This window comes from Paenibacillus apii (assembly GCF_011043685.1).
Taxonomy (GTDB): domain Bacteria; phylum Bacillota; class Bacilli; order Paenibacillales; family Paenibacillaceae; genus Paenibacillus_AQ; species Paenibacillus_AQ sabinae.
In genome coordinates, this window is record NZ_JAAKGU010000001.1 from 679,768 (window position 1) to 700,112 (window position 20,345).

Below are 20,345 nucleotides of genomic sequence, written 5' to 3' on the forward strand. Positions count from 1 at the left end.
ATACTTTCATGCTGGCGGAGAAAAACTGCCGTTATCACGGCTTCACGGAGGATTCCATGAATACTGCAAAATTGAGTTCAATCATCAAGACGGTCGCTCCGATTATGCTCGGGACCGCGGTGTACGCTTTTGGACTGCTCTACTTCATTATTCCCAATCAGCTTATGGAAGGCGGCGTAACCGGGATCACCATTCTCCTGAATTATGGCTTCGACATCCCGGTGTTTCTGACCACGCTGCTGCTTAACCTTCCGCTGTTCCTGCTTGGCTGGAAAGAGCTTGGCGGCCGTCAAATCATCTACACCGGTGTCGGCATCGGATCACTGTCCTTCTTCCTGTGGGTATTCGAGCGGATAATCGCGCTTGGGTGGGTGGAGCCCTTCCAGACGGAGCATGATTTTATTCTTGCTTCCCTCTACGCAGGCGTTACACTGGGACTCGGTCTCGGCCTTGTTTTCCGGTTCGGCGGCACGACTGGCGGCGTCGATATCGTGGCCCGCATATGCGGCCGGCGTTTCGGCTGGAGCATGGGACAGGTCATTCTGGTGATCGATGTTGTTATTATCGGCTCTTCCCTGCTCTATATCCCAAGAGAGAAGATTTTGTATACGCTGGTTGCCGTTTTTATTTCTTCCCGCGTGATCGATTTTATCCAGGAAGGCGCTTATGCCGCCAAGGCTTTTACAATTATCAGCGACTTCGGGCAGGAAATCGCGGAGCTGATCACCAGGGACCTGGAGCGGGGCGTCACCTTGATCCCGTCGATAGGCGCCTATTCGAAGCAGGCCAAGCATACCGTTTACTGCGTTGTTTCCCGCCAGGAAATCCGGCGGCTCAGCCAACTGGTCAAATCGGTCGACCCCCGGGCGTTCGTCATTATCAGCGATGTGCACGACGTTCAGGGCGAAGGCTTCAGGGAAATATGAAGCTTTCGAGCGGATATATCTCGTTAACGAAACCAGCGGGACAGGTCGTGGAAGAATCCTCGCCCTGTCCCGCTGGTTTCGATTGTGCGCTCATTTCTGGAGCCTTATGAATTAACGAAGCCGGTCTTGTCAACGCCGCTCATTCAGTACGGATTCCAGCGGCTTTTCTCTCCCCTGTATTTTCTGTATCCGGTATAGGCCAGCGCCGCGAGAATAAATCCCGCTCCGAGCCACCCGGCCAGGCCGTACTCCCTCGGACCCAGAGGGAGAGACAGGGTCGGCTCATCCTTCTCTTTCCCGAACATCACCCTTGCGGCCTCCCGGCCGTTCGAGACAGCGTCCATAAGCTCTTCCCTGCCCGGGGGACGAGCAGCCGACGCCAGCCCGGAAGCATAGGAGAGCCATGCATCGAACCGGTTGACCTCTTCCGGCTTACGGGTAATAATGACCGCCGGCCGAATCGTATCGTAACGCTCCTGCAGACGGGAAACCGCCGTTCTCCAGCCCGCCTGATCGCTGCCGGCCGCGCTGCGTTCCATATCGTTCAGATCCTCCAGGATGAGCTTATAATATTGAAGCCACATCGGCTGACGGGGATGGGTCAGACTGTTGGCGGCCAGCCGGAGCCTTGCAGCGGCCAACTCCCACCGCTCCGGCTGGAGCTGGACCGCCGAAGCGGCGGCTTTCATGTCCAGAATCGCTCCGGAGAGCGCATTTACTCCTTCAACGGATGTAAGTCCTTCAAAAGAAGATGCGACGAACAACCGGGAAATCGCATCGATTGTTTCCCTTGTTTTGTTGATATTGCCTTCGGTAACGTAACCGTACAGCGCCTCCGCCTGCTTCTCCAGCTGCAGCGCGCTTGCTTTGGCCGCAACAGACGGCTGCGTCGGTTCCGCCGGCGTACCCGCCATACCGGATACCGATCTGCTCACAGGCAGAAGAACCTCGTTGTAGCCTGCAGCGCCTGCACTATCCCATCCGGCTGCCGCCGTGCAGACCAAGGCGAGCAGCGTCATCATCACCCAATACCTCCCGCGCAGCATGAGACATCCCTCCTGCCTTATGTGTATGCGCAGGGACAAGGGTTAGAACATCGTCTCATGGCTCCGTGCGCTGATGACGCAGCCGGACATCCCTCGAAACGAGCCAGGCGGCTAACGCGCTTACGAGAGTCAGGCCAATGGTGAATATCTGGATCTGCAGCACATCATCCTCGAGCGTGGCGGGAAGCCAAGGATAAACGCCGTAGGAATAATCGACGGTATCATTTAGCAATGTCCACAGGAGCGCAACCGGAATCATTTTCCGGCAAATAAAGTACCGGGCGTACAGCAGCGCCTCTACCGCCATACCGGTATGTGAAATCATCAGCATCCAGTCCTGCCAATCGACCGGACCGCCCTGGTAGCCGCCGGCTACAATAATGGAGACCGCCCAAATGCCGTATTTGACGGATGTGACAACCGCCAGCGCCTCGATCACCGCTCTTGCCGTAACCCCGGCCACCGTCTTGGGCGGATATAGCATGAAGATCAGCGCCAGCGTAAAGAACAGGCTTGCCGTAGGGCTGTCGGGCACAAACGGCAGCAGCCATCCCGGGTAATGGGAGGCCGTATAAGCCAATTGATTGCCATACCATATGTATCCATAAATGGTTCCCGGAATATTGACCGCAAGCAGCAGCCAAATCATTACCCGGTTGTTAAACAGTTTGTCCACTTCCCTACCTACTCTCGACACGACAGGCCTCCCCTAAAGCATGCAAAAACCTGACCGTATGACCCGATCAGGTTATGCTTTTTTCCTCTATTTTACTGTTCGGTTTTTTGTTTCGCAAGCCATTCCGCTAGCTGGTCAATATCCTTGTCGGTCAACCCGGCATTGATGGCCGTGTCGTACATAGGAGGCATCTTGTTATTGTACCCTTCCTTGATAATCGTTAAAATGCCCGCCTTGTCATGCTTGTCGCCGATGCCGCGCAGCGACGGTCCGGCCGCTCCCTTCATGTCGGCGGCATGGCAGGCCACGCAGCCGGCCTTCTGATAGACAGCCATGGCGGGATCTTCCTTGTCTATGATCGCCACCTCTTTTGCCTGTACGGCGCTGCTTGTCGGCAGTCCCTTCGCCCGGTTCTCGGCCGCCTTCTCCTCACGCTGCACATGTTCGGGCACCTGGCCGGTTGCCGCCATTTCATGTTTATACTCCGTCCACGCCGAGTTCGTCAAATAGATGATGGAGATCAGGGACAGGAACATGAGCGATGAAGCAATCGGTCTGCGGTAGAACCTGCGTTCTCTGCCCGTATCCAGAAAAGGGGCCAGCAAAAGGGAGCCGAAAGCGACGCCCGTAACACCCATCGTTCCAAGGACGATATAATCACCGGAGGCGTAAGGCAGCTTGAGGTATTGGTACAGAAACAGAAAATACCAGTCCGGGACCGGAATCACCGTCGCGCCGGGATTGGCGGGAAAGCCAAGGGGCGCAGGCTCCGAAATCGTCAGCACGAGAATCCCGACCAAGACGACAACGCCAACCATCCATTCTTTGAGCAGGAAGTTCGGGATGAACGCCTCCGATTTCCCGGGATAGGCGGAATAGTCTGGAGGAGCGATAAAGCCGTTTCCCCGCCTGACCCTGGAATCGCCGACGAAGACAATTTTTTCCTTGGAGCTGTCTTTATGTGCCACCTTATGTCCTCCTCTCCTTCGGATGCCGTTACAGCGGGCCCGAAATGCCTTGTCTGCGGATCATGACGAAATGTCCCACGAGCAGAATAAGCAGCACCGCCGGGAGGAAGAATACATGAAGAGCGAAAAATCTCGTCAGCGTCTCGGCTCCGACAATATTGCCGCCCTGCATCAGCTCCTTGAGCACCGGACCCAGCACGGGCACGGAGTTGGCGATTTCCAGTGTGACTTTTGTGGCGAAATACGATTTATTGTCCCAAGGCAGCAAATACCCGGTAAGTCCCAGTCCAAGCATCACGAAAAATATAAGCATCCCGACCACCCAGTTCATCTCCCGGGGCGCCTTATAGGAGCCTGTAAAAAAGACCCGCATCGTGTGCAGGAACATCATGACGATAACCAGACTTGCCCCCCAGTGATGCATGCCCCGGACGATTTGTCCAAAGGCGACCTTGGTCTGCAAATATTCGACGCTGGCGTAAGCGTTGATAATATCGGGGACGTAATACATTGTCAGAAACATGCCGGACAGAATCTGAATGACGGTAATGAAAAAAGTCAGACCGCCGAAGCAGTAGACGAATGCGGAAAAATGATGGGCCGGGTTGACATGCTCAGGCACCTCGTGATCGGCGACATCCCTCCAGATGGGTGTAATGTCCAAACGTTCGTCAATCCAGTTATAGACATTTTTAAACATCGGCGGTTACGCCTCCTTGGCGGCCTCGGTATTGGACACAATATCGCCCAGGTATACCCAGCCATTCTCAATTTTCGTCTTGTACTGATCGAGCGGCTTCGGCGCTACGGCCAGATTCTTGCCCGCCTTGGTGTAACGTGCGCCATGACATGGGCAATGAAATTCATCGGGCGTAGCCTTGTTATTGTTCCATCCGACCGTGCAGCCCAAGTGCTTACAGATCGGTGAAAGCGCATAAATTTCTCCTCGCTCGTTTTTGCGGATCCATGCCGTCAGCGTCGCCGTACTGGCATACCATCCGTCCTGCTGCTTGAGCTCAAAATGGAATTCCTGCGGCTCGCCCGTGATTTTGGATTCTTCCGCGACTTTGATAAACTCTCCCTCGCCCTTCTTATGTAGTATAGGGTCCACGGCGAAACGGATCATCGGAAGGACGGCGCCCACTCCCATAAAAGCGGAGGCTCCTCCGAGGGTGTAGGTTAAAAACTGTCTGCGGGACATTTCTTTGCGCCCGGGCGGCTTATTGTTCGGATGATTCTGGTGCTCTTCATGGCTGCTCATATCTGCGTTTACCCCCCTTGATCGGATTTGGGAAAGCGCTCGAAAGAACAATTAATACGTTTACAATGATAAAAATAACATTTATATCCATTCAACCTAATCATAGCTTAGCAGCCCATACCCGTCAATAACATCGTCAGGGAGAACGAATAGACAACAGTTCAACACCAACTGCATTGTCGATTTTCAGTCACATTTTCAGTTCATATTTCCTTCCCACATCTGCTGGATTTTTTGCATAAAAAGCGCCATTCCCTTATCTTTATTATCCCCGAAAAAGTCTTTAACGGCAATGATTAAATCGCTTTCAAAAATGATATCCCGAGTAAGACTTCCCACTCCGTCAAGCACGATGGCAAACCGGAAATTATTGGATTTGATATTGTGACATATTTCATTTATAATATCGATTTTCCCAATACCATCATATTGCACGGCGGGATATACCACGATACGTCCCTTAAAAGGGCGTTCCACCAGATCGATGGAGTCGCGAAGACGTTCCAGCCACTCGGCCGTTTGCGGAGGCGATTCCTTTCCCGTCAATCCAGAAAAAGGAATGAGACATGTATCATAAAATTTTCCGTTCTCTTCCCAGCTGCCCTTGTCGAAATCGCTGAATTTCATCCTGCCCCCGCCTCTCGCCGTTATTTGATTTCCGCAAAAAAAGAGGTGCGCCGCGAAGCGCATCTCTTCTATGCCAAACTTTTCAGTTCTTCTGTCAGGTTTCGGAATGCAACCTCGTCACCGGTAGCCAGCGCCGTGTCAATCTCACGGTACAAGATGGCGCACCGGCGCTTGCGCAGCGCTTCGTCCCACACCATTTCTGCCGCGAGCCCTAACATCACCTCATAGGTTGCCTTCATTTTGTCCATTCGAATACACCTCCGCTGTTTATGTTGTTCCATATTCTTTCCCGTACGACCATGGCCGGAGATCCGAGGGAAAGGGTGTAGGGGGATTTTTTGTTTTCGGTTACAATTTAACCGGCTCCTACTAAAGCATATTCACCAATCTCTGCTCTGTTCACAGAATGGCGCCCATTCCGATTAATGTTCCTCTGCCTATGCTGCGCAAATTTTACATCACCTATGAGTTTTGCTCCTATAGCCATATAGATGGACGGATGAAGCTGCGGTATGTAGGTCCCATACGCAATCCGCAAGCACTTTCCCCCTTTAGTTTAGCATCAATGGGAAGTCTTGCTCCCCCGGTGATGCGGCCTTGCAAAGCTCCTCTGCTCTCTACAGGAGCAGCTGTTTGGATTGCGCCATTTCCATTCCCCAATTCGTCATTTTAACGACGGGGCCTGAAGCCGCTTCGCCCGCTCGCAGCATTCCCAGATGCAGCATCATACGCAGAATGCGTTTTTCCAGAATTGAACCAGCATCATCGTAATAGAACGGCTTGATCAGCCAGCCCAGCGCATGTTCCAAAGATTTAACCGTCACCCATTCGTCCGCGCACACGCCAATCCAGTATACGAGTGATGGAAGGTTTGGAATAGCGCCTTTATAAAGTCTTAACCAAAAGGAGAAAATCTGCATCAGTGATTCGTATTTTGCTTCTTCCAAAACCGCCGCGCCCGTACTCGTCAATCTAAGCCGCTGCCCGTCCTCCGCAATCCACCGCCGATGGCGGGCAAAGTCGTACAAGAGGGCCAGCCTTGGCGGATAATGCTCGCAGGCTCTGCCGTACCCGAAGCGCCAGCCGCCTTTCGTCAGAAGCGGTTCGGGGATATGCAGGCTGTTCATCAGCATCTGCTGGCACCTTCTATACATGGCTCCTTCCAGATTCAGCTCCGGCTCGTCTTGCCCTACAAAGCGCAGGAGCGCTTGCAAATCTGCTGCGGCGAGGTCGCCCTCCTCCCTGTACATATCGGGCTCTCCGCCAGGCTCCACTCCCTCCTTAAGCCGCGCCGCCATCCGATCCCGGAAACGTTCTTTCAAATCCTTCGGAACTTGAAACAAGTACCTGGATTGCTGGGAAGTTCCGTTAAAGAGCCAGCCTCCGTTCTTGAACCGGGCCACGGTATCGCGGTAGCCTCCGTTCTGTCCGGCCGGAGTATCGAATGACGCCGCCCTTGCTGCGGCAAGTAAATCCTCTAGTGTAAGATAGCTTCTTTCGTCAAACAGCAGCGCATTCAGGAAGCGCAAATCTTGCTGTGAATATTCCCTTACCTGGGCCTCCATAAAATCTTTGCTTCCAAGCGTGTAGAGCAGCGTCTGAATGAGGTCCTGCTTGGAATTTTGCTTGCATTCGCAGCGGTAACGGCCTGCTATAGCCGTCAGCTGGTTCATGTCCGCAAAGCTGAGCATATCCGCCAGATTCATATTCATCGCCTCGCTGTTTTAATACCATTATGGGATTACTGGCTTTTTTTATTCCATTTTTCGCAAAAAAAATAACCCGAGGCCACCGGGTTAACGCTGATTTTGCAGGATATGTCGGGTACAGTTGTACAGCAGAGGGTTCCATTCCTTCTCTTTCTTCTCCAAAATGGTAAGGGACAGATTTCCGATCCGCTCGGAATATCTGTTCTTGTACAGCGCGGCATAGAGCTGGGCCAGCAGCCCTCCATGCGACACGACAAGCACGTTCTTGTCCGGATGCTTCGCGGATAAATCTCCCATAAAGGCAAGCGCCCGCGCCTGAAGCTGTTCATCCTTCTCCTGGCCGAATTCCTGACAAGCCCAGTCCTTTCCCCATCTCGCTTCGCGCTCGGCGGCCGTAAGCCCCTCTACCTGTCCGTATGCGCGTTCTCTGATACGCTCGTCTGCCTCAAGCAGCGGAAGCCCGAGCCGGCCGGCAATAACTCTCCCCGTTTCTTCCGCCCGGGAAAGATTGCTCGTGATGCAATAATCCCAGCGGTAAGGTTCATGCAGCAGGCGCTCCGCCAGCATCTCCGCTTGTCTGCGCCCTTCGCTGTTGAGCGGGATATCACTTTGTCCTTGAATCCTGCCGGCTGCGTTCCAATCGGTCTGGCCATGGCGTATCAAGCCCATCAACATAAGTAACTCCCATCCTTTTCCGTATATATTTTTTCTTACTGTACCATGGATAAGCTTAAATGTCTTCTTTTTTGACAGGCTGCGGACACAAGAAGAAACGCCTGACGGCGTCTTTGAAGTTTATATTTTCTGATATTATCAAAAAAGCCCCCTTGATTGTTCAAGAGAGCTTCTTCAATGCCTGCGGTACCGGTTGAGCCGGGTTAACGAAAAGATGGACAGGGCGATTCCCAGCATCGACAGCACCATCCAGTACTGCGGATGGGTTGGTCCCATGCTTACGACGAGCGGCTCGACAATCTGGCTGCCGCCGGATTCAACGGGATAGACGGACTGCCAATCGCCAGTCGCTCCGGCGACCCCGGTCGGTACGATTCCGCTCTTCGCCATAGTGGTGTTGTCCGGTGTCTGCACCAATGTAAAATACAGAAAACTGCACAGGAATATCGCAAGAAAGCAGGCGATCCACAGGCTGATCCGCCGCCGGAAGATTCCGGGCCTGCCGGGCGACTTGCCGTCCCCGGGCATCAGCCAGGGGCTTTCCAGGTAAATTCGTTCCATCACGCGCGCATTGACTGCCTCGGCGCGTTCCTCGCTGACCTCGGACTTTATGTCCTGGATCATACGGCTGCTTTCTTCCCACATCTCCCATTCGGCCGTGCAATAGGAGCACTGCGAGATATGCTGCAATAAAGCGATGCGCTCCAAATTGCCCGGGGGAGCATCCCAAAGAAGCGGAATCAAATTCTGCGCTTCTCTACAGTTCATTGGCTTTTCATCCTCTCAGGCTGTTCAACATAAGCAGGTTCGTAGAAATAGGACTCAAGCTGCAGCTTCACGCTGCTTCTGGCGCGGAACAACAACGATTTGACCGAGCTTACGCTCTGATCGAGAATGGTCGCGATCTCCTGATAATCCATTTGGTCATACTCCCGCAATATCAGCGCGGACCTCTGTTTTTCCGGAAGATTGTTGATCGCTTTGCGCACGAGATTCATCCGTTCATTGCGCAGTACGGCTTGCTCCGGCGCCACTTCCAACGGCGCGACCGGCGTATAACCGCTTTCTTCAAGCGACACATTGCCTAAGCGGTTCTTCCGAAGCTCGCTGAGCACGGTATTACGGGCGATCGTGTAAAGCCATGTGGAAAAGGAAGCGTCAACTTCACGAAAGGAATGAAGGCTGCGAAAAGCTTTGTAGAATGTTTCGGAACAGAGATCTTCAGCGATGAGCTCCATCTGGGAATTTTTTAGCATATGATAGATAAATGCCAGGATTTTGCGTTGGTAACGTCGCATGAGTTCTGAATAAAGTTCGGTATTTCCCTGCTTGATCAGCTGGATTAACTGGGAATCCGTCATGGTTGGGCGTTTCCTCCTCGCCATAGCACGTCATATCCCGTCCGTAATCATTATTACCGAACGGGTCCAAAAAAGTTGCGGTTGTTCTGAAAAAAAGATCCGATTTTCATACCGGTTTATATGTATATTCAGGACGGCTATTTTTAAGCTTAATATATTATTCTATCGGCAAATCTACAAAAATACTTACCTATTGTACCACATTTCGGTTAACGGTGACATGAATAGACGGATGAGGGATGGAAACTTCTATAAAGATAACCCTATTCGACAAAAAATGGGCTTGCCTGCACCCAGCTGCAAAGCAGGATTTTGATATGCCAAACGGGGCCTATAAATACTGAACTAATTTTTTTCGTGAAAGCGTTGACAAAATGTAAACGGATACATATAATAAAAGTACAGTATGGTTTCTCTCCACTCCTATCCAAATACTAAGCTCTAAATGAGCAAGGGCCGCTTTTGAAAGCGGTCTATTTTTTTGTTTTTTGGATGGATTGGACTGATTGAGGGTTACATAAAAAAGCCGGGCATTCGCCCGGCCTTGCTCTATTGCTATACATACACTGTGTAATCACGCCGCTGCAGCAGCGCTTTGGCCCGCTCCATATCGCATTCCTGACGGAAGGACAGGCGCATAATGCCCGGAACGTCCTCCCGGCTCTCGATAATTTGCACGTTGCTCAGGTTGATGCCTTGATCGCCCAGCTCCGTGGCAATCCGTCCGATAATGCCGGGGTGGTCGGGAACGTCGATATGCAGGTCGAACAGCGGGGTAATCATTCCCTTGCGCCGCTCGGGCAGCTTGCCGCGGAATCCGTTCGCTTCCTTGAACGCCTCCTCGATCCCTTCGCCGTCGGCGTTCTCCAGCAGCTGTACGAAGGAAGACACCTCTTCATTCCAGTCCTTGAGCAGTTTAAGCATTACCTCGCGATTATTCAGCAGAATATCCCGCCAGATTACAGGCTCACTCGATGCGATCCGCGTTATGTCGCGGAAACCGCCCGCAGCCAACGTGCTGTAAAGCGAGTCGTCAGAATCGTAACCGTGAACCTGGTTAACAAGCGCCACGGCAATGATATGAGGCAAATGGCTGATCGCTCCGACAATCTCATCATGCCGCTGCGGGTCCAGCCGCACGATTTGCGCTCTTGTATGTACCAGAAGTGCCTTGAGCGACTCATACGCCTCTTCGGGTACGCCCGGCGGCGGAGTCAGCACATAATAGGCGTTCTCGAACAGCAGCGACGAGGCCGCTTCAACGCCGGAACGTTCCGATCCGGCCATCGGATGACCGCCGATAAAATGAACGTCCTGCAGATCAAGCGAAGACGCGCAGACCGCGATGCTCGCCTTGGTGCTGCCGACATCGGTGATAATGCAGCCCTTCTTCAGCGGCAGCTTGCTCAGCCTGAGGAGATAATCCTCCAGCATTCCAACCGGAACGCATAAAAAAATAAAATCGGCGTCCAGCGCCGCCTCTTCAAATAACAGCGTCGCACTGTCGACTACGCCTCTGCTCACATATTTCTCAGCAGATTCCGGGCGGTGGGCATGTCCCACAACGCTGAAGCCTTCCCTGCCCTTGAAGCAAAGGGCAAGGGAACCCCCAATCAGCCCGACGCCGAAAATTGCAATCTTAGTCGTCATGTATTTGAACAACTCGCCTTCTGTATATTCCTTGCCAGGCCGGTGCTATGCCTGAACGCCCTGCTCTTGGAGCGCGGCCTCCAAAGCCTGAATAAAGACCTTGTTCTGCTCCTGCGATCCGACCGTAACCCGGATCCAGGTAGGATAAAGGCGGTGCCCGGCTCTTACGATGATACCTTTGCGAAGCAGCAGTTCGAAAATATCGAACGCCGGCACGCGGACGTCAACCATAATGAAGTTCCCCTGCGACGGGAAGTATTCCAGCCCCAGCCGCTTGAATTCATCCTGCAGCTGCACGAGCCCCGCGCTGTTAAGGCGCCGGCATTCTTCAACATAGTCCCGGTCTCCCAGCGCCGCGAGAGCCGCAGCCTGAGCAAGACGCGAGGTGTTGAACGGTTCGCGCACCTGGTTGATCAGCGTAATAATTTCAGGACTGGCGACACCGTAACCAATCCGCAGGGCGGCCAGCCCGTAAATTTTGGAGAATGTCCGCAGCACGACAAGGTTGGGGTAACGATCCAGCAGCTTGATGCCGTTGGAGTAGGACGAATCGGTAGCATACTCGTAATACGCTTCGTCAAGCACAACCATAACGCGGTCCGGGACCGCATCAAGGAAAGCCGTCAGCGCCGATTCAGACACAATCGTCCCTGTCGGGTTGTTCGGATTGCAGACCCAGATGACCTTCGTCTTATCGGTCACGCGGGCGAGCATCCCATCCAGATCATGGGTGCCCTGTACAAGCGGCACTTCGATGCTGACCGCCCCTTCGATATCCGCATTGCTCTTGTATACGGAGAAGGTCTGGTCGGCCATGATCGTCTCGTCGCCCGGAAGGAAGAAAGCGCGGGCGATCAGCGCAATAATCTCGTCCGAGCCGCAGCCGAAAATGATATTGTCCGCGTTGACCCCCAAATGGGCGGCCAGTGCGGCGGACAATTCGGCGGCTGAACCGTCGGGATACAGGCTGAGCTGATCAAGCTCGGCCTGTATTGCGGCTTTGGCGCTCGGCGAGGAACCGTACGGATTCTCATTGGAGGCCAGCTTAATGACCTCGTCCAGTCCGTATTCCTTCTTCACTTCTTCTATGGGCTTGCCCGGCTTGTATACCGGAAGGTTAACGATATGGGGTTTCGGCTTCATGAGCGGTCCTCTCTCTCAGTAAAATCAATCGATGTGTACAGCTACGGTCTTAATTGTGCCACAAAATTGCGAATTTGCAACAGTCCCTCGGCACGCTTCGCCGGGTCTTGAAGCAGGACAATCACTTCCTCGATTTTGCGGACGATTGCGCTTCCGACCACGACTCCATCGCAGATTTTGGCAAATCTGGCAACCTGATCGGGTGTGGAGATGCCGAATCCGACGGCTACCGGAAGGTCGGTCGATTGACGGACGGTTTCAATGAACCGGTCCACACTTTCGTGGAAAGACGAACGTTCGCCTGTCACGCCGAGCGAGGACACGCAGTAAACAAAGCCGCTGGCGTCATTTACGATCTTGGCGATGCGCTCGCTGGAAGTCGGTGCGACCAGCGGAATCAGGTTGATGCCGGCCTCGCGGCTGCGGCGGCGCATCTCCTCCGACTCCTCAATCGGCAGATCCGGGATAATCAATCCGCTGATTTCATGATTGCCCAGTTCCGCAAAGAATGTATCGAGTCCCATTTGCAGGACGGGATTGTAGTAAGTAAACAGAATGAACGGAAGCTGGCTTCCTGCCTTGCGGGCCTTGAGCGCCGCTTCCATACAGGTCCGAAGGTGAACGTTCCCCTTCAGCGCCCGCGACGAAGCGCGCTGGATCACCGGCCCGTCCGCCAGCGGATCGGAATAGGGAACTCCCAGTTCGACCATATCCGCTCCGGCTGCTTCCAGCTCGGCAATAATCGCAAGGCTGGTCTCCAGATCGGGATCGCCCACGGTAAGAAACGGAATCAGTGCCGTCCGGCCTTGCTCCTTCAGGCGGCGGAACGCGAGATCCATGCGGTTTGTCGTTTCGGTCGTCATTTCAGCCCTTCCCCTTCCGTATACGCCATAATCGATTCCACGTCTTTGTCGCCCCGGCCCGACAGACAGATAACGATGATGTCATCCTTGGAGAGCGTTGGCGCGATCTTCGCAACTTGCGCCACAGCATGAGCCGATTCCAGTGCGGGAATGATCCCTTCCGTCACGCAGAGCAGCTTAAGGGCATCGAGCGCTTCCCGGTCGGTAATCGGCACATATTTGACGCGTTCGATATCTTTCAGATAGGAGTGCTCCGGTCCGACACCAGGATAATCAAGCCCGGCGGAGATCGAGTGCGCCTCGATTACTTGACCGTGTTCGTCCTGAAGCAAATAGCTCATTGAGCCTTGGAACACCCCGTGGCTTCCCTTGCTCATCGTGGCGGCATGATACGGCGTATCGACGCCTTTGCCTGCGGCTTCGACGCCGATCATGCCCACGTTCTCGTCTTCCAGAAACGGATAGAACATGCCGATGGCGTTGCTGCCGCCGCCGACGGCGGCTACGAGCAGATCCGGCAGCCTTCCTTCCGCCTCCAGAATTTGCTTCCGTGTCTCATCCCCGATAATCCGCTGAAAATTGCGGACCATCATCGGATACGGATGCGGACCGACGGCGGAGCCGAGCACATAGAACGTGTCGTCTACGTTGCTGACCCAGTAACGCAGCGCCTCGTTGCCGGCATCCTTGAGGGTCCGAGATCCCGATGTAACAGATACCACTTCAGCTCCCAGCAGCTTCATACGAAATACGTTCAGCTGCTGGCGGCGGGTATCCTCCTCGCCCATGAATACCTTGCATTCCATCCCGAGCAGCGCCGCTACCGTGGCGGTCGCCACGCCGTGCTGGCCTGCGCCCGTCTCGGCAATGACCTTCTTCTTGCCCATCATTTTGGCGAGAATCGCCTGCCCGATGGCGTTATTGATCTTATGGGCCCCGGTATGATTTAAATCCTCGCGCTTCAAATATATTTTCGCCCCGCCCAGCTGAGTGCTGAGCCGTTCGGCGTAGTACAGCGGCGTCTCCCGTCCAGAATACTGCTTAAGTAAATACCCGACCTGCTCCTGAAACTTCGGGTCTGCCGAGAATTTGTTATAAGCCTCTTCCAGCTCGATCAATGCATTCATTAAGGTTTCGGGCACGAAGCGTCCCCCGAAAGCTCCGAAACGTCCATGCCGGTCCGGCACCTGTATCATGATTGCTTCACCCTTTCCACAAAAGCTGTCATTTTGGCGATATCTTTCACTCCGTCACTTTCCACTCCGCTCGACACGTCCACTCCGTCCGGCGCGTAGTCTTCCAGCAGCCCGCCTACATTGTCCGGCGAAAGACCGCCGGCTACAAAAAGGGGCACTCCCATAGCCCGCGCCCGTTTACGGTAAGCGGGAATCTTGTCCCAGGCGAACGTCCGCCCGGAGCCGCCTCTCTGCGCCCTATCAAACGTATCGAGCAGAAGGGCGTCAATCGCCCCGGCGTAGCTTTCAAGCAGCGGTTCCTTGCTTTCCGTATTATCCGTTTCCGCAGCTACCGGAAGCGCCTTCCATATCTGAACACCCGGGAAAGCTTCCTTCACCTCACGGCAAAATGCCGGGCTCTCGTTCCCGTGCAGCTGGATAACGCCAAGCGGTACAGCGGCCAGAATCCCGTTCAGTTCGTCCATCTCCGGATTGACAAAGACCCCGGCGGCAAGCGGAGCCTGCCCTGTCTTCCATTCTCCAAGGACGGAAGCCAGTCCCGCCGCCTGCTCCGGCGATACCTTCCGGCGGCTCGGAGCAAAGACAAGACCGATATAATCAACCGGCAAGTGTACCATAGATTTTAGCACTTCAACGTCCTGAAGTCCACAAATTTTTACCTTCGCCTCAGCCATTCCGCACCCGGCCCTCGCCACGGGTAATCGGGCCGAGCAGACTTCCGACCGCCTGTTCCACATCCTGCTGCCGCATGAAATATTCCCCGACCAGCACGCCGTCCGCGCCGTTCGACTTCAAATAGGCGATATCCTCCGGCCCCGCGATTCCGCTCTCACTGATCAGGGGAATGCCTTTCGGAGCAAGCGCCGCAAGCTCGGCCGTTGTGGCAAGCGCGGTCTCGAACGTTCGCAAATTGCGGTTGTTGATACCGAGCAGCACATGGGGAAGCTCCGCCTTGCCCGTGTTCAGTACCGCTTCCAGCTCGCTGCGGTCATGAACCTCGATCAATACGTCGAGTCCAAGGGTTCCCGCGGTATCTGCGAAGGAAGATAGCACGGCGGGCGTTAGTATTGCCGCAATCAGCAGTATGGCATCCGCTCCGATCAAGCGGGCTTCATAAATTTGCTTCTCGTCGATGATGAAATCCTTGCGCAGCAGCGGCAGGCTTACCGCCTCCCGGACCTGGGTCAAATATTCTCCGCTGCCCTGAAAATACTGCTGGTCGGTCAGGACGGAGAGACAGTCCGCTCCGCCGGCTTCATAGGATCTTGCGATCTGGACCGGATCGAAATCCGGGCGGATCAGCCCTTTGGAGGGAGACGCCTTCTTCACTTCTGCGATCAGCCCCATTTCACGCTGCCGTCCGAGCGTAAGCGCCCGGCGAAATCCGCGGGTCGCCGGCAGTCCGGCGATTTGGCGCTCCGCTTCGGCAAGGGAGAACGATGCGCTGAGCGTCTCCACCTCTTTGATCTTGGTAGCTACAATTTTATCGAGATACATGTTTGAGTTCCTCCGTAATGGCGATCAGCTGCTCCAGCTTGCGTGCCGCTTCGCCCGAATCGATCTTTTCCGCCGCCTTATGGACACCTTCAGCCAGCGTATCCGCAAGACCTGCGACATAGATGCAGGCTCCAGCATTGGCAAGCACAATGTCCCGGTAAGGTGTCTTCGCGCCTTCCAGCACCGTACGGATAATCGCCGCATTCTCATCGGGTCCGCCGCCGAGAACGGCTTCCAGCGGATGGCTGGGAAGCCCCAGATCATGCGGGGTAATTTCATAAGTCGTTACCGCGCCGTCCCGTAGCTCCGACACGACGGTCGGTGAGGAAATGCTGATCTCGTCAAGACCATCGCGGCTGCTGACCACGAGCGCGCGTTTCGAGCCAAGCTCCTTGAGCACCCGGGCCACCGTCTCGGTCTTGTCCAGGTCGTAAATGCCGAGGAGCTGCCGGTCCGCTCCGGCCGGATTCGTAAGCGGTCCGAGCATGTTAAACACCGTCCGGACGCCGAGTTCCTTCCGCGGGCCGGCGGCGTGCTTCATGGACGGATGATAAATCTGCGCGAACAGGAAGCAAATGCCGATTTCGTTCAGGCACCGCTTCGCCTGCTCCGCGTCCAGATGAATGTTGACGCCAAGCGCCTCCAGCACGTCGGCGCTGCCCGCTCTTCCGGAGGCGGAGCGGTTGCCGTGCTTGGCGACGCGGACCGATGCGGCTGCGGAAATAATCGCCGAAGCCGTGGAAATATTGAACTTGTGGATGCCGGAGCCGCCGGTTCCGCAGGTGTCCAGGAGCCGCTCATTCTCCGTGGCTACCTGAGTTCCGAACCCGCGCATCGCCTGCGCGAAGCCCGTGATCTCATCGACGGTCTCGCCTTTGATCCGCAGAGCGGTAAGCAGCGAGCCGATCTGGGCCTGCGTAGCCGCTCCTTCCATGATCGCGCCCATAATGTCCCGCGCCTGCTCCCGGGATAAATCCTTGCCTTCAATCAGCCCGGCGATTCCGGACTGCACCAATTGAGTAATGCTGCTCATTGCCGTATGTTCTCCTCTCGCTCCTCAGAGATTGATTATCGCTTCAGCCGCTTTTTGTAAAAGCCCGGTCAAGGGGTATATTCATACATGTAATCCTGATTGATGCTGCCCCTGTCCTTCGCTTTCGCCGGGAACATCGCCTCGGCCATCCGAATCGCCTTCAGCATGCCCTTGGCTTTGTTGACGGTCTCCTCGTACTCCTTCTCCGGCACGGAATCCCATACGATACCCGCTCCCGCCTGAACATAGGCCCGGCCTTTGCGGAAAATAATGGTCCGGATCGTGATGCAGGAATCCATATTTCCGGAGAATCCAAGGTACCCGATCGCTCCCGCATAGGCTCCGCGGGCTTCACGCTCAAGCTCGGCGATAATCTCCATCGCCCGCAGCTTCGGAGCTCCGGAGACGGTGCCCGCAGGAAGGCAGGAAAGAAAAGCGTCGAAGAAATCTTTGTCCTCGCGGAGTTTGCCCGAAACATTCGATACCATATGCATGACATGGGAGTATTTCTCGATCTCCATGAAAGAATCGCATTTGACGGTTCCAAACTTGGAGACGCGGCCGAGATCATTGCGCCCCAGATCGACGAGCATCAGATGCTCGGCTCTCTCTTTTTCATCCGCCAGCAGTTCAGCCGCCAGCGCCCGGTCCCGCGCCTCATTCTCGCCTCTCGGCCTTGTTCCGGCAATCGGCCGGGTCTCCACCCGGTCTCCGTCCACTTTCACCAGAGCCTCCGGCGAAGTGCCGACGATGATTTCATCATCCATTTTGAGATAGTACATATAAGGCGACGGATTCAGCGTCCGCAGCAAACGGTACACATGAAGCGGGGACACTTCGGTATTGATATGGAACCGCTGGGACAGCACGACCTGAAAAATATCACCGGCCCGGATATATTCCTTGGCCTTCTCCACATTGCCGACGAACTGCTCCTTCGTCAGATTGGAGTGAATATCACCCAGCTCGATATCCTGCGGAATGCTTCGCCGGTTCAGATTTTCCTGCGGTCCCTGGCTGTGCAGCTCCTCCGCCATCTCTTCCAGCTTGCGGTTCAACTGCTCGTAATTGGCCCGGATATCGGAATCGCTGTCGCCATCCTTGATATGAAGATTGCCGACCAGCAGGATCTGCTGTTTCACATGATCGAACACGATAATCCGGTCACAGAACATGAAGCGGATATCATCCATTTTCAAATCGTCGCTGGCATGCGCCGGAAGCTTCTCGTAATACTGAAGCAGATCGTAACCGAAAAATCCGATCGCCCCGCCGGTAAAAGGGGGCATTTCCGCAAGCTTCGGACTGCGGTACGACCGGAGCAGTGCTTTCAGCTCTTCGATGGGTTTACCCTTCAGCTGCTTGTTCTCGCCGCCGATCTCCACGTTGATGGCACCTTTTTTGCCGGAAATGAGCAGGAACGGATCGCTGCCGATGAACGAATACCGGGCCCATTGGATGCCGCCCTCCACGCTTTCCAGCAGAAAGGCATTCTTGCGTCCAGCAAACCGCTGAAAAATCCGGATCGGCGTTTCCATATCGGCCAGGAGCCGCTTTACCACCGGAATGAGGTTATACTGCTGCGAGAGCGATATCACTTGTTCAACACTGGGACTGGTCATTTGTCGTTCCTCCTTGAACTTTAGAAAGGGTATTCGAGCTGAAAATACAGAAAAACCTCCACCGAAGTAGAGGTTAGGTTAAGCAAGCGTATAAAAAGAGCGGGATTTCGGCATCAGGCAATTGCAACCGCTCTGCCCCGGAAGATGCAAACAAGATCCCCGCATTCAAAGCAATGCAACAACCAATATCCGAACAAGACGATATCTCCAAGGGTGGAGATAGATCTTAAACGATACAATCAGGCACAGGTCATGCTCAAATATCCGTGAGTCATGCGAACCTCGTGTCCGCAATCCCGCGCTTGGCATACCCGCCTTCTGCTGTATCCAATAAATCCCTATCACTCAGCTCTTCTCTGCTCATCTCAACTCTGATCAAACTCTGCTTCACTCGTCTGATTACACTATACATGATACAAACGCTCATTGACAACCCCTGAGACAACCTATTATTTGGAAAGCCGCGCCCTCTTTCGGGCAAGCTCCCTTATGCAGACCTCGGTAAACCTGTCATCTAAGCTTAAGTACAGCCCCGCAAGGAACTCCAATGCTTCGAGAAAGATACCTTGTACATTGCGGGGCCATTGAAAACTTATAAGTTCGGTAGGAAAATAACCGTTAGTTATTTACTCTCGGATAAATCCGGACGCAGCTTCTGCGCCTCGTTCAGATAGACATGACGGATTTCGCGCTGGCTCTTGTCCGTATTGACCTGCACCATCAGGCGAATGCATTTTGGCAGGCTGCCCTTGACCGGAATTTCGGTCGAGCACATCAAAGGCACGAGCTCCCAGCCTTCGATTTCGCGGATGGCCCGAGCAGGGAAAGTTGCATCCAGATCGGTGGTCATTGTAATCCACACGCTGCAGATATCTTCGGCGATAATGTTATTGCGTTCAACCATTTCCCGAAGCAGCAGTACCGTTTCCCGCAAAATTTCCTGTTCCTCGTTGCTGGTGACGGTAGTCGCTCCGCGGATGCCGCGGTTTACCATGGGCTCCCCTCCTCTTTAAGCTGCCGGATAACCTCGCGAACCGCGGACTCCTCAACACCGTTCACAATGCTGACGGCGCCGATCTCATCGGGAACGATAAACGTTATCCGGCCTTCCTTGAATTTCTTGTCGTGCATCATTGCTTCTATAATCTCTTCCTCGCCGTATTCTGCCGGGAGTCTCGTTGGAAGCTCCAGCGCGCCGAGCAGGGAAACCGTCTCCTCGTACAGGGAACGCGAACGACCCAGCTTGGCCGCGAGCAGCGCGGAACCCGCCATTCCGATGGAGATGGCTTCGCCGTGCAGGAAGGTTCCGTAGCCTCCCACCGCTTCGACGGCATGTCCGATCGTATGACCCAGGTTCAGGATGGCGCGAAGGCCGTGCTCCCTTTCATCCTCGCCCACGACATCCGCCTTGATCGCGCAGCCGCGCTCCAGCGCGTAGCCGAGCGCCTCAGGGTCCAGAGCGAGCAGCTCGGCCGCATGCTCCCGGCACCAATAGGCGAAATCACGGTCCAGAATCAGCCCGTGCTTGAGGACTTCGGCCAAGCCGGAACGCACCTGGCGCGGAGGAAGCGACAGCAGCGTATTCAGGTCATACACGACCATCTTCGGCTGGTAGAACGCCCCGATCATATTTTTCGCCAGCGGATGATTCACCGCCACCTTGCCGCCAACGCTGCTGTCATGCGCCAGAATCGTTGTCGGAATCTGCATGAAGCCGATGCCGCGCATATAGGTCGCGGCCACAAAGCCCGCCAGATCGCCGACGACACCGCCGCCCAGCGCCAGAACGGCGGAGCTGCGGTCCAGTCCGGCTGAGATCGCCGTCGTCATCACTTCTTCATAGACAGTCAGCGATTTCGAGGCCTCTCCCGCCGGAATGATATGGCTGACAACGGTATAGCCTCCGGCCTTTAACCGTTCCTCCAATTCCGAAAGATACAGAGGGGCCACCGCGCTGTCGCTCACGATCAGCAGCGGGCTGCGGACCGGAAATCCGGCTTCCGCGCACAGGCCGGCAATGCCCTCCAGAATTCCGCTTCCAATCACAATCGGATAGGAGCGTTCACCCAAAGCTACATTAATTCTCCGCATA

Annotated in this window: 22 protein-coding genes; 1 reads left to right on the forward strand and 21 read right to left on the reverse strand. The window is 54.7% G+C overall.

The window, feature by feature from the left end:
* Positions 1-56 precede the first annotated feature (56 nt).
* Positions 57-926, forward strand: coding sequence for a YitT family protein (locus G5B47_RS03450; RefSeq protein ID WP_165094366.1), 870 nt, complete (start codon positions 57-59; stop codon positions 924-926).
* A 143-nt stretch (positions 927-1,069) separates the two neighbouring features.
* Here G5B47_RS03450 and G5B47_RS03455 read toward each other — a convergent pair whose 3' ends face one another.
* The 21 genes from G5B47_RS03455 to aroB all read right to left on the reverse strand — a co-directional run bounded on the left by G5B47_RS03455 (position 1,070) and on the right by aroB (position 20,344).
* Positions 1,070-1,972, reverse strand: a complete 903-nt coding sequence (locus tag G5B47_RS03455; protein WP_165094368.1) for a sporulation protein YpjB — start codon at positions 1,970-1,972, stop codon at positions 1,070-1,072.
* A 55-nt stretch (positions 1,973-2,027) separates the two neighbouring features.
* Positions 2,028-2,621 carry a DUF1405 domain-containing protein gene (locus G5B47_RS03460; protein ID WP_165095438.1) on the reverse strand — a complete coding sequence of 198 codons (594 nt, stop codon included), beginning with the start codon at positions 2,619-2,621 and terminating at the stop codon, positions 2,028-2,030.
* Between the two features lie 119 nt (positions 2,622-2,740).
* Complete coding sequence (locus G5B47_RS03465) at positions 2,741-3,616, reverse strand: c-type cytochrome (protein WP_165094370.1); 876 nt, start codon at positions 3,614-3,616, stop codon at positions 2,741-2,743.
* Between the two features lie 28 nt (positions 3,617-3,644).
* Positions 3,645-4,316, reverse strand: a complete 672-nt coding sequence (qcrB, locus tag G5B47_RS03470) for a menaquinol-cytochrome c reductase cytochrome b subunit (RefSeq protein ID WP_025335560.1) — start codon at positions 4,314-4,316, stop codon at positions 3,645-3,647.
* Positions 4,317-4,322: 6 nt separating this feature from the next.
* Entirely contained in the window at positions 4,323-4,877 is a 555-nt protein-coding gene (locus G5B47_RS03475) for a QcrA and Rieske domain-containing protein (protein WP_165094372.1), read from the reverse strand.
* 198 nt (positions 4,878-5,075) lie between these two features.
* Positions 5,076-5,504 (reverse strand): DUF2487 family protein, encoded by a 429-nt coding sequence (locus G5B47_RS03480; RefSeq protein ID WP_165094374.1) that lies wholly within the window; start codon positions 5,502-5,504, stop codon positions 5,076-5,078.
* 68 nt (positions 5,505-5,572) lie between these two features.
* The gene (locus tag G5B47_RS03485) at positions 5,573-5,752 is read right to left on the reverse strand and encodes an IDEAL domain-containing protein (RefSeq protein ID WP_025335563.1); all 180 of its coding nucleotides are present in this window, start codon (positions 5,750-5,752) and stop codon (positions 5,573-5,575) included.
* Positions 5,753-6,121: 369 nt separating this feature from the next.
* Positions 6,122-7,210, reverse strand: a complete 1,089-nt coding sequence (locus G5B47_RS03495; protein ID WP_165094376.1) for a hypothetical protein — start codon at positions 7,208-7,210, stop codon at positions 6,122-6,124.
* Between the two features lie 90 nt (positions 7,211-7,300).
* On the reverse strand, positions 7,301-7,888 hold the full coding sequence (locus tag G5B47_RS03500; protein ID WP_165094378.1) for a histidine phosphatase family protein: 588 nt from the start codon (positions 7,886-7,888) through the stop codon (positions 7,301-7,303).
* A gap of 174 nt (positions 7,889-8,062) precedes the next feature.
* On the reverse strand, positions 8,063-8,656 hold the full coding sequence (locus tag G5B47_RS03505; RefSeq protein ID WP_165094381.1) for an anti-sigma factor: 594 nt from the start codon (positions 8,654-8,656) through the stop codon (positions 8,063-8,065).
* Entirely contained in the window at positions 8,653-9,249 is a 597-nt protein-coding gene (locus G5B47_RS03510) for an RNA polymerase sigma factor (protein WP_165094384.1), read from the reverse strand. Before G5B47_RS03510 ends, G5B47_RS03505 begins: the two co-directional genes overlap by 4 nt.
* A 555-nt stretch (positions 9,250-9,804) precedes the next feature.
* A complete protein-coding gene (locus G5B47_RS03515) occupies positions 9,805-10,899 on the reverse strand; it encodes a prephenate dehydrogenase (protein WP_165094386.1) in 1,095 nt (364 codons plus the stop codon).
* Positions 10,900-10,944: 45 nt separating this feature from the next.
* Positions 10,945-12,042: a histidinol-phosphate transaminase gene (gene hisC / locus G5B47_RS03520; protein WP_165094388.1), complete on the reverse strand. Its 1,098-nt coding sequence runs from the start codon at positions 12,040-12,042 to the stop codon at positions 10,945-10,947.
* Positions 12,043-12,083: 41 nt separating this feature from the next.
* Entirely contained in the window at positions 12,084-12,905 is an 822-nt protein-coding gene (trpA, locus tag G5B47_RS03525) for a tryptophan synthase subunit alpha (RefSeq protein ID WP_165094390.1), read from the reverse strand.
* On the reverse strand, positions 12,902-14,101 hold the full coding sequence (gene trpB, locus G5B47_RS03530; RefSeq protein ID WP_165094392.1) for a tryptophan synthase subunit beta: 1,200 nt from the start codon (positions 14,099-14,101) through the stop codon (positions 12,902-12,904). The genes trpA and trpB overlap by 4 nt, the downstream gene beginning before the upstream one ends.
* A complete protein-coding gene (locus G5B47_RS03535) occupies positions 14,098-14,775 on the reverse strand; it encodes a phosphoribosylanthranilate isomerase (RefSeq protein ID WP_165094394.1) in 678 nt (225 codons plus the stop codon). Before G5B47_RS03535 ends, trpB begins: the two co-directional genes overlap by 4 nt.
* Positions 14,768-15,598: an indole-3-glycerol phosphate synthase TrpC gene (gene trpC / locus G5B47_RS03540; RefSeq protein WP_165094396.1), complete on the reverse strand. Its 831-nt coding sequence runs from the start codon at positions 15,596-15,598 to the stop codon at positions 14,768-14,770. Before trpC ends, G5B47_RS03535 begins: the two co-directional genes overlap by 8 nt.
* Positions 15,585-16,631 carry an anthranilate phosphoribosyltransferase gene (gene trpD, locus G5B47_RS03545; protein ID WP_165094398.1) on the reverse strand — a complete coding sequence of 349 codons (1,047 nt, stop codon included), beginning with the start codon at positions 16,629-16,631 and terminating at the stop codon, positions 15,585-15,587. Before trpD ends, trpC begins: the two co-directional genes overlap by 14 nt.
* A 68-nt stretch (positions 16,632-16,699) precedes the next feature.
* Entirely contained in the window at positions 16,700-18,253 is a 1,554-nt protein-coding gene (gene trpE / locus G5B47_RS03550) for an anthranilate synthase component I (RefSeq protein ID WP_165094400.1), read from the reverse strand.
* 622 nt (positions 18,254-18,875) lie between these two features.
* Positions 18,876-19,247: a chorismate mutase gene (gene aroH, locus G5B47_RS03555; protein ID WP_025335576.1), complete on the reverse strand. Its 372-nt coding sequence runs from the start codon at positions 19,245-19,247 to the stop codon at positions 18,876-18,878.
* The gene (gene aroB / locus G5B47_RS03560) at positions 19,241-20,344 is read right to left on the reverse strand and encodes a 3-dehydroquinate synthase (RefSeq protein ID WP_165094402.1); all 1,104 of its coding nucleotides are present in this window, start codon (positions 20,342-20,344) and stop codon (positions 19,241-19,243) included. Before aroB ends, aroH begins: the two co-directional genes overlap by 7 nt.
* Between the last annotated feature and the right edge of the window lies 1 nt (position 20,345).